The organism is Paraburkholderia sp. Ac-20342, from assembly GCF_017104985.1.
Classification (GTDB): domain Bacteria; phylum Pseudomonadota; class Gammaproteobacteria; order Burkholderiales; family Burkholderiaceae; genus Paraburkholderia.
On record NZ_JAAGPQ010000052.1, the window covers coordinates 49,558 to 59,709 of the forward strand.

The following is a 10,152-nucleotide window of genomic DNA, read 5'->3' on the forward strand; positions in this document are numbered from 1 at the left end:
TGATAACCCCGATAAACAAGCAGCTATCCGACTCATACTATTTGGGCAGTTTCAATTGATGATCGGATTGTATACATGTGATCGTATTCCGATCAATATAATTTAAATCGGAGACAGCCTCGGTTGCTGGCACGTCAGTGCTGGCTCAATTCAACTGGGGTATGCCGTGTCTTATTGATAGGACAGGAACGATGACTTCACTTACCAGTAGCAAGCCGGTGCAAGGAGACAAACGCAGCGCGAGTGCTCGCGAAACCCTGGAGCAGGGCATGCCGAAGATCGCCGCCACCTGCGCGATCGGCACGACGATCGAGTATTACGATTTCACGCTCTATGCGATTGCCACGGCACTCGTGTTCAACCGTATATTTTTTCCGGCGCACGATCCGCTGGTCGGCGTACTGCTTGGCTTCGTCACGTTTTTCGTGGGGTATTGCGCGCGCCCTCTGGGAGGGATTGTGTTCGGTCATTTGGGCGACAGGATCGGACGCAAGAAGTCGCTTCTGATGACCGTGATCATCATGGGCGTTGCCACTGTGATCGTCGGCCTGATTCCCTCATATCAGTCGATCGGCATCTGGGCTCCGGTAACGCTGGTCACGTTGCGTTTCCTTCAAGGTATCGGTATAGGCGGCGAGTACGGTGGCGGTATGGTGATGGTGGTCGAGCATTCACCAACGAGGCTGCGTGGTTTTTATAGCGCATTTGTCCACATTGGCATTCCCGCTGGCCTGCTACTGCCATTGTTTCTGCTAGGGGTACTCAACGCGTTCATGTCCGACACGGCATTCATGAGCTGGGGCTGGCGTATCCCGTTCCTGCTGACGATCGTCCTGCTCGTCCTTGGCGTGATCATCCGGATGCAGATCTCCGAGACGCCGGACTTTGTCGCGATGCGCTCGCGTGGCGACATGGAGAAGCTGCCACTCGTCACGGCGATTCGCGGTCACTGGGCAAGCATTCTGCTAGGCATCGGCGGCAGAATTGCCGAGAGCGGCCTGTTCAATATCTATGCCGTCTTCGCGATCGCTTACTGCGTCACACAAATGAAAGTGCCGCGGCAAGCGGTTCTGAACGGGATGATCCTCGCTTCGGTACTGGAATGTTTCACGCTGCCGTTTTTCGGCTGGCTCTCAGATAAGGTCGGACGCAAGGCGGTGTTCGCGGGCGGGATGATCTATCAGGCAATCCTGGCATGGCCGTTTTTCATGCTTCTCAACACAGGCAGGCCGTTATGGATTGGTGTCGCGCTGGTGCTCGCGCTCACCGTGGGTCACGCGTCGGTGTCTGGCCCACAAGGCGCCTTTTATTCCGAGCTGTTTCCGCCGAAGGTGCGCTACACAGCTTTGTCGCTGGTTCAACAAATCGGGCCGATCCTGGGCGCGGGCGTCTCACCGCTCGTGGCGACGACGATCCTCAAGCAGAACTGGGGTTGGCCGGTGATTGCCCTGTATATGGGCGCGATGGCAATTCTGGCGGCGGTATGCGCGGTGTTTCTGCGGCATAGCGTTCATCAATTTGATTATGCGGAGGAAAGGGTATGAAAAATCCCTACGAGGGAATGAAGGCGATCGTCACGGGGGGAGGTGCCGGCATCGGTCAGGCGATTGCTCAGGCGTTCATTGAGCGGGGCATGCATGTCGGTGTGCTCGATCTGTCGATCGAAGGTGTGCCTGAGGGCGCGCAGGGCTTCGTCGTCGATGTACGCAACGACCAGCAGGTCAATGCTGCCATCGAGCGGTTCGCGGACGCCGCTGGTGGCATTGATGTACTCGTGAACAACGCGGGCATTAGCTACCAGGGGCGCGTCGAGGATGGCGAGATCGCGGACTGGCTGCCAGTGTTCGACATCAACGTAGTCGGGTACGCCCGATGCGTGCGAGCGGCATTGCCTTATCTCAAGCATTCGAAGTCCGCGTCGATCGTCAACATCGCATCGTGTACGGCAGCGACGGGATTGCGTCGGCGCGTGGTTTATTCGGCGACAAAAGGCGCGATCGTTTCAATGACACAGGCGATGGCCGCGGATCTGCTTCACGAAGGGGTACGCGTCAATTGCGTCAATCCCGGAACTGTCGACACGCCGTTCATTTCCACGCTCGTGGCACGCGCGAAAGATCCCGCAGCGCAGCTTCTTGCGTACCAGAATCGTCAGCCGACTGGTTTTCTCGTGAGTCCGGCGGAAGTGGCGGAAGCCGTCGTTTATCTGGCACATCCGGCAGCCAAATCGACGTCCGGGACGACGCTGACCGTAGACGGCGGCATGAAGAACCTGTTGCTTTTCGACCTGTGAACTGAGCCGATGACGACTTCCTGGCAGCCCTGCGATCGCTATCCCGATCCCGCCGTCGTGGCGCTAGATCCATCGTTTGAACGGTACCGACTGTCGCTGGCTCGCGTCGAGAGACTGGGAACCGGCTTTGGTTTCACCGAAGGTCCGTGCTGGTTCGGCGACGGAGGATATCTGCTGTTCAGCGATATTCCGAATGACACAGTCTATCGATGGCTTGAAGCGACCGGAGAGATATCGGTCTATCGCAAACCGTCTCAGCTCACGAACGGCAACACGCGTGATCGACAGGGCCGTCTGGTGAGCTGCGAGCATGGCACACGGCGGCTCACACGTACCGAATACGACGGATCGATCACCGTGCTCGCCGATCATTTCGAAGGGCGGAGACTCAATTCGCCAAACGATGTCGTAGTGAAGTCTGACGGCTCGATCTGGTTTACGGATCCACCTTTTGGCATTAGCAACGATTATCTCGGGCGGCGCGCGCAGGCGGAACTGGGCACATACGTCTACCGGCTTTCCGTGCAAGGTGTGCTTTCCGTGGTAGCCGAACATGTCCTGTCTCCGAACGGACTCTGTTTTTCTCCCGACGAGAAGACGCTTTACGTTGTTGAGAGTCGAGGCGAGCCGCATCACAAGATCGTGGCGTTTCCTGTCAATGACGACGGCAGTTCGCTCGGCGCGTCGAGTGTACTGATCGATTGTGGCGAGGGTATTCCGGATGGGGTGCGATGCGATGAGGACGGTAACTTGTGGTGCGGCTGGGGAATGGGCCGCGACGATTTGGACGGCGTGCGAGTGTTCGATCCCTCGGGCCGCCCGATTGGCGTGATCCGCTTGCCGGAGCGCTGCGCCAATCTGTGTTTCGGAGGCCGTGTCAGGAACCGTCTGTTTATGGCTGCGTCGCGATCTCTCTACGCGCTTTACGTCAATACGCGCGGCGCGATCTGAACGTCTACGTTTTTTCAATCCATTCCATTTATTCAGGCAAGACATGAACTGGTTAGAGCATGAACCACTCAGTGCCGATGTGGTGGTCGTCGGCGGCGGCGGAGCCGGGCTGCGCGCCGCATACGAGGCGGCAGCACAGGGCGCCTCGACGATTCTCGTGTTGAAAGGCCGCCTGACACGAAGCGGCGCGACGGCTTTTGGCGTCGCAGAACTCGCCGGATTTTCGGTGCCCGACGGCGCGGTCGATCCGCTCGACTCGCCTGATGTTCACTTCGCCGACATCATGCGGGTCGGCCAGGGTTGCAACGATGAGCGTCTTGTGCGGATTCTCGTCGACGAAGCCATTTCCGCCGCGCACGATCTGGAACGCTGGGGTATCCAGTTCGTCATGGACCCGAACACCGGCAAGCCGCTTGTGGCGATGGGAGACTTCGCATCGCGGCCGCGCAATCGCAAGATCTATCACCATGGCAAGCCGATCACCGAAGTGCTGGCGCAGGAAATCGCGAAGCTGGGTGTGGTCGTACTCGAGCACAACGCAGTGCTCGGATTGCTCAAAAGCGATGCGGGGATTGAAGGCGTGCTTTGCGCCGATGAGAACGGCGTCGTTAGAGAAGTACGCGCGGGCGCGACCGTGCTCGCGACCGGCGGCGCCGGTCAACTGTTCGAGCGCAGCCTGATGCCACCCGACATTACCGGAGATGGCTACGCATGGGGCTATCGGAACGGTGCGAAGCTGGTCAACATGGAATTCATGCAGGCAGGCTTCGGCACTGTCAGGCCGTCGCTCAATATCGTGCTGCCGTGGTACTGGGCGTTGCTGCCGCGATTCACCGATCGCGACGGGCAGGACATTCTGGACGGCGTGCTGCCGCCGGACGTCGAGGCGGCGCACGCGATGAAGACCAAGGTGAAGCACTATCCTTTCAGTACCTCGGATGCGTCGAGATGGCTGGAGATCGCCGCTAAACGCGCCATCGACGAACAACGTGTGCCCGACTCCGGCAGCTTCCTTCTCGATCTGCGCAATGTGGATCAAACGCTGTTGCCGCCTGGTGGCGATCTGTCGGTGATGTGGCCGATCTCCAAGGACTGGATGAAGCGCAAACGCATGGACGTCGATGCGCAACCGCTCGAAATCGGCCTGTTCGGGCATTCGATCAACGGCGGCATGGTTATCAATGACGATTGCGAGACCACTGTGCCCAATCTGTTAGCCGTCGGCGAAACTGCGGGCGGTCCGTATGGCGCCGACAGGCTGGGCGGAAACATGCTGCTGACGTGTCAGGTGTTCGGCCGTCGTGCCGGCCGTCGTGCGGCCGAACTGGGCATGTCACGCCGGGGACTCGCGTTGCGGACCGAACGTCCCGAACTGCGTCATCTCGCGCTCGGCGGCGGGAGCGAAGACGTGCGCGAAGTCAAGCGGAGGGTGAGGGCGGCCATGAGCCAGCATGTGCTGATTATCCGCTCGGCGAAGTCGCTCGACAGTGCCTCACAGGAACTTGGGGCTATTCGCGAGTCGGTGCTTGCCGATCGGTTTCGGATCGACACCCCCGCACAGGCCGTGGAAATGAACGAGGCGTGGAACCTGCTCGACGTCGGCGAAATCATGGTCGCTGCTGCAAGCATCCGGCGCGAGACACGTGGCAGCCACTTCCGCAGTGATTTCCCGCAGACCGATTCTGAATGGGATTGCCCAGTTCAGGTCGAATTGCGCGGCGATCGGCCCAATGCGCGCAAAGCGCCGTTTGCACCGAGGTGATAGTGAGCGCCAGAGAAAAAATGCGCGGTACCGCGCGTCCGAAGGTTCAGCGTGCCGATGAAGCGATTTCGTTGATTCGCAGCGGGTCGACGATCGCCATCGGTGGGGCGGGCGGTGTTGGAGAACCTGACGCGATTATCGAAGCGCTGGTCAGCCGTTACCGCCGTACCGGCGAACCCGGCAATCTGACCGAAATCCATCCGATACGCACTGGCGAAATCGATGGCCGCGGGACCAGCGCGCTGGGCGTGCCGGGTTTGGTGAGCTGCATGGTCGGCGGGGCGATCTGGCCGTCTGGCATGACCGAACTCGTGGAGCGGATCAACGATGGCGAGATGGAGGCATACAACCTGCCGATTGGCATCCTGTACGCAATGCTCGAAGCGACAGCTGCCGGACGCCCGGGCGTCGTGTCGTCAGTAGGACTCGATACCTGCATGGACCCGCGTTTTGGCGGAGGCTCTCTCAATTCGTGTTCGTCGCGCCGTCTCGTCGAACGCATCGAAATTCATGGTACCGAATATCTGTTCTATCGGGCCCTTCCGGTCGATACGGCGATCATCCGCGCAACGGTGGCGGACACGCTGGGCAACGTAAGCACCGAGGAGGAGCCGTCGGTGTGCGGCAGCCTGCTGCTTGCGCAGGCGGCGCGCGCGTCGGGCGGTCGCACGATTGTCCAGGTCAAGCGCATCGTGCCCGCGGGCACGCTCGATCCGCGCAAAGTCAGGATCCCGGGCATTCTTGTCGACGCCGTCGTCGAACACTCGTCGCAGTGGCAAACGACGCGCCACGCGTTCGATCCGACCACGGTTGGCGACGCACGTATGGACATGTCAACGTTGCCGACTGTGCCGCGTGAAAAGCGCATCGTCTTGCGGCGCGCGCTGATGGAAGTCGACGAAGGCGAGTCGATTGCTATCGGCGCGGGTCTTCCCGGCTTTCTGCCGAACGAAGCCATACGCACTGGCCTGTTCGATCGGGTGACCTTCACGATTGAGCACGGCGTGATCGGTGGACTCAACGGTTATTCGGCTGGCGGCAGTACGTTTCCGCTGGCCCATAACCCGGAGGCGATCATCGACGCGGCCGACCAGTTGCGCACCTATGCGGGCGGCGGAGTCGATATCGCATTCCTTGGCGTCGGCGAGATCGATAGCGCGGGCAACGTCAATGTCAGCCGGTTAGGCCGGCGAATTCCGGGCAGCGGTGGCTTTATCGAAATCACGCAAGGCATTCGCCGAGTGGTTTTCTGTACCACGCTGGAAGGTCAGGGCGTGCGCAAGTTCAGACAGGCGGTTCAACAGGTAACGTTTTCGGCATCACGTGCCCGTCTATTGGGAACTCACGTGCGTTATGTCACCGAGAGAGCTGTCTTTGGTTTGAGCCATCGCGGACTTGTACTTCTGGAAGTCGCTCCAGGCGTTGATCCGCAACGAGATCTGCAGCGCGTGCTGGATTGCGACTTCGAGATTTCGCCGGAGCTTCAACTCATGCCGGCCAACTGTTTCGAGTTCTAGAGAGAACGTAACTATGCTATCCCATGTCCAGTTTTTGAGCCCGGCTGACGCCGTCAGCCGCATCCCTGATGGCGCAACCGTTGCGATCGGGGGCACGGGGCCATCGCTCGAGGCAGATGCCGTACTCCAGGCGCTGCAAGAGCGCTTTGTGCAAACAGCCAGCCCCCGCAACCTGACTGTGTTTGCGCCTGCGTTGCCTGGAGATCGGGCGGGAATTGGCGGACTCAACTGCATCGCACATGAAGGGCTGCTTGCGCGAATGATCGGGGCGTCCTTCAGCAGTTCCCGGCACCCTGCGCTCATCGAGATGATTCGCAACGAGGCCTGTGAAGGCTACGTCATTGGCATGGGGACGCTCGTGCAGTTACTGGATGCCGCCGCGAGCGGCAAACCGGGCGTGCATACGACGGTGGGCATTGGCTCGTTTCTGGATCCTCGCAACGAAGCTGGGCGGATGAACGCCCGGTCGCGCGACACGATGGCTCAGGTGACGGAAGTGGCGGGCAAGGAGTATCTGTTTTACCCCACGCACCATATCGATGTGGCGATCATTCGCGGAACAACAGCAGACGAGAACGGTTACATCAGTTTCGAGGAAGAGCCGAATACGCTCGCCATGCTGGAACTCGCCTCCGCGACGAAGGCATGCGGTGGCCTCGTGATTGCACAGGTGAAACGGCTGGCGAGGGCGAACAGCCTTGACCCAAAGTTGGTCCGCATACCTGGCCCGCTGGTCGATGTGGTGGTCGTGAATCCAGCGCAAACGCAGGTGTCCAGCCAGATGTTCGACCCTGCGCTAGGAGCGAATCCGGCGCTCTCTGGTTCGTTAAAGGTGCCGCTCCATCGTCTTCCGCGTCTCGAGGATCCAATGCTGCGTGTAATGATGCGCAGGGCGGCGCTGGAGTTGAGGCCAAACGATGTCATCAACATCGGCGTGGGTGTTGCCACCAGCCTGCCGAGCATCGCGCTGGAAGAAGGCATTCTCGACGATCTGACCTTCACCAACGAACACGGCATTTTCGGCGGCATTTTCACCTCGGTATTGGGCAAGTCGTTCGTTCCAGCGCTGAATGCGGATGCGATCATGGATTCGAGTTTCCAGTTTGGCTTCTATGAGTCAGGTGGTCTTTCCGTGACGTTCCTCGGCATCGGCGAAATCGATGCCGCGGGACATGTCAATGTCAGCAAGTTTGGGCGCGAATGGAATGGCTGCGGAGGCTTCAATAGCATCACCGATCGTACATCTCGCCTCGTGTTTTGCGGATCGCTCACCACGGGCGGTCTCCAGGTGGCGGTCGAGGACGGTGAGCTCAGAATCGTGCGCGAAGGCCGACACAAAAAATTCGTGAACCGGGTGGAGCAAGTCACCTTGAATGCGACGCGAGCGCGCAAGCAGGGACAGCAGGTTCTGTATATCACCGAGCGAGCTGTGTTCGAGCTGGGAGACGATGGTCCGGTCGTGATCGAAATCGCTCCGGGAATTGATTTCGATCGCGATATTCAGGATCAGGTCGGCTTTGAATTGAAAAAGTCTCCCGCGCTTAAGCGGATGGACTCGCGAATTTTCCAGGAGCCGGCAATGGGGCTGCTTGATACATTCGTGGCTAGCTGCTAACGGCTGCACCCTCGATTAAGTTTGCCGGCCCGGACAAGAAATCTCAAAAAGGGTGTTTCTCCTCGCTTTGCGGCATCGCGTCGGGCCCGGCAAATTTCCTTGTGAACCACTGCGAAGTCTTAAATTCTCTAATCCGCTTCAGGAATGAGGCGGCAGTATGGGAGTAAGAATTCGCTGCAGCGTGGAGAGGTATGATCGATGAAGAATATAGGCCGATATCGTTACTTCATAGCGGTTTTGCTGTTCGTGGCCGGCGCGATAAATTACATCGACCGCTCCGCCCTTGGGATTGTTGCTCCAATCATTGACAAGGAATTTGGTCTCTCACCATCGCAGCTAGGCATTATCTATAGTGCTTTTTTTGTTGGCTATGCGATCTTTGCGTTTGTCGGTGGCCATCTTGCAGACCGCTATGGCCCACGCCGGGTCTTTTCCGTGGCAATGGGCAGTTGGTCGATTCTGTGCGGCCTCACTGCGACCGTAACCGGATTCGGATCTCTGCTGATTTTCCGCGGCTTGTTTGGCTTCGCCGAAGGCCCGATGAACTCGGTCATGAACAAGACAGTCGGAAACTGGTTCTCGAGGTCGGAAACTTCGACGATTCTTGGCTTTGCTTTCTCTGGTCAAACGGTCGGCGCTGCAATCGCCGGGCCAGTGGTCGGATTGCTTGCTCTGAATTTCAGTTGGCGAATCGCTTTTGTATTCGTCGCAAGCGTCGGGCTGGTCTGGATCATAGCCTGGCGCTTACTGATGACTGATAAGCCTGCGGATAACCACCGTGTATCAGCAATAGAACTGGAATTCATCGAGCAAAATCGCGAAGCGCTTCGCGCCGAGATCGATGGTGGTGAGACAAAAAGTTTGCGCGCCTACCTGATAAGGCCAAGCACGCTTGCACTCGCGATGGGGCTGTTTTCTACCAGCTATACGCTCTTTGTATTTATCTCGTGGCTCCCAAGCTATTTCGTCAACGAGTTACACCTGGACGTTGCCGAGATGAGTTTCATGACCGTCATTCCTTGGGCTTTTGGCGGGATCGGCTACTTTTTCGGCGGCATTTTCTCCGATATTTTCTTCAGGAAAATGAAAAGCAAGCTGATGGCGCGCAAGTTGCCCGCGGTGCTGTTACTTGCGCTTTCCGGCGCGATGCTAGTTGGGGTGAGCGTCGTCCACACGATCATGCTCGCGGTCTTGCTGATTGCTCTTGCCGTCATGTTCTTGACGTCTGCCACACAGGCGTGCTTTGCCATGATGCATGAATTGATTCCCGCCAACAGGCTCGGCGGCGTCACCGGCTTTATTCACCTTATAAGCAATCTGGCTGGGATATTGAGCCCGGCCATGATGGGCTTCGTGGTTCAATATTTTCATGGCTACTCGGGTGGTTTCGTCGCGGGCGCTGTCGTTGATCTGATTGGCGTACTGGCGATGGCGATTTTCATCAGACCGGAAAAGCATAGGGAAACGCTGAGTGATGCTCTGCCGGATGAGCTTCCTCCTGTAACCGAATAGTTATTTCGCCGATAAAACCGAAATTTTGATATCCAGCAAAGCGGTGCTCCGTCAGGCTTTTAGGTAGTTCGGTGACGAGGATTCGATCGCTATCGGTGATGGTCTATCAGGTTTCCTGCGGAGCGAAGCGGGATGCACAAGGATTTTCTGGTCTAGCACTGTCTTTTGGTGACTCACATTCGTGAGCCACCGGAAAAACGTCGCCATCAATTTAAGTAGAAAAAGCAACCACAAGGTGCCTACGACTCCAAGCGAGTTCAAAGGCGAAGATTTTTCGAAAAGAACCTATCGCTAAGGTGTGGCTTCAACACGTGAGAAAAGCGCGTCGTTGCAGATTACCTATCGCGCAGCACTTTTGAATCACTAACGTTGATATGTAGTGGTCTAATGAAACCAGACACTGATTTAGGCGAGAATGCTCGCCATGGAGAGGTGTCTGATGCCGAAGCAACGTCGTTCGTTTTCCCCCGAGTTCAAACAGCAAGCCGCCGGTCTGGTGCTC

The 10,152-nt window shown here is 58.0% G+C and carries 7 protein-coding genes; all 7 read left to right on the forward strand.

Translation table 11 applies throughout. From position 1 onward, the window contains the following. Positions 1 to 191: 191 nt before the first annotated feature. Positions 192 to 1,544 carry an MFS transporter gene (locus G3N58_RS21250; protein ID WP_206000130.1) on the forward strand — a complete coding sequence of 451 codons (1,353 nt, stop codon included), beginning with the start codon at positions 192 to 194 and terminating at the stop codon, positions 1,542 to 1,544. Next, positions 1,541 to 2,293, forward strand: a complete 753-nt coding sequence (locus tag G3N58_RS21255) for an SDR family oxidoreductase (protein WP_206000131.1) — start codon at positions 1,541 to 1,543, stop codon at positions 2,291 to 2,293. Before G3N58_RS21250 ends, G3N58_RS21255 begins: the two co-directional genes overlap by 4 nt. Positions 2,294 to 2,302: 9 nt before the next feature. Beyond that, positions 2,303 to 3,244 carry an SMP-30/gluconolactonase/LRE family protein gene (locus G3N58_RS21260; protein ID WP_206000132.1) on the forward strand — a complete coding sequence of 314 codons (942 nt, stop codon included), beginning with the start codon at positions 2,303 to 2,305 and terminating at the stop codon, positions 3,242 to 3,244. Then, positions 3,168 to 5,006, forward strand: a complete 1,839-nt coding sequence (locus G3N58_RS21265) for an FAD-binding protein (protein ID WP_206000133.1) — start codon at positions 3,168 to 3,170, stop codon at positions 5,004 to 5,006. The genes G3N58_RS21260 and G3N58_RS21265 overlap by 77 nt, the downstream gene beginning before the upstream one ends. Positions 5,007 to 5,008: 2 nt before the next feature. Further along, a complete protein-coding gene (locus G3N58_RS21270; protein WP_206000134.1) occupies positions 5,009 to 6,523 on the forward strand; it encodes a CoA-transferase in 1,515 nt (504 codons plus the stop codon). 13 nt (positions 6,524 to 6,536) lie between these two features. Continuing rightward, a complete protein-coding gene (locus tag G3N58_RS21275) occupies positions 6,537 to 8,138 on the forward strand; it encodes a CoA-transferase (protein WP_206000135.1) in 1,602 nt (533 codons plus the stop codon). A 198-nt stretch (positions 8,139 to 8,336) separates the two neighbouring features. After that, a complete protein-coding gene (locus G3N58_RS21280; RefSeq protein WP_206000136.1) occupies positions 8,337 to 9,650 on the forward strand; it encodes an MFS transporter in 1,314 nt (437 codons plus the stop codon). Positions 9,651 to 10,152 lie beyond the last annotated feature (502 nt).

Coding starts and splice junctions, on each gene's coding strand:
- G3N58_RS21250 (WP_206000130.1), top strand. CDS start 192: ATGACTTCACTTACCAGTAGCAAGCCGGTGCAAGGAGACAAACGCAGC.
- G3N58_RS21275 (WP_206000135.1), top strand. CDS start 6,537: ATGCTATCCCATGTCCAGTTTTTGAGCCCGGCTGACGCCGTCAGCCGC.
- G3N58_RS21260 (WP_206000132.1), top strand. CDS start 2,303: ATGACGACTTCCTGGCAGCCCTGCGATCGCTATCCCGATCCCGCCGTC.
- G3N58_RS21255 (WP_206000131.1), top strand. CDS start 1,541: ATGAAAAATCCCTACGAGGGAATGAAGGCGATCGTCACGGGGGGAGGT.
- G3N58_RS21280 (WP_206000136.1), top strand. CDS start 8,337: ATGAAGAATATAGGCCGATATCGTTACTTCATAGCGGTTTTGCTGTTC.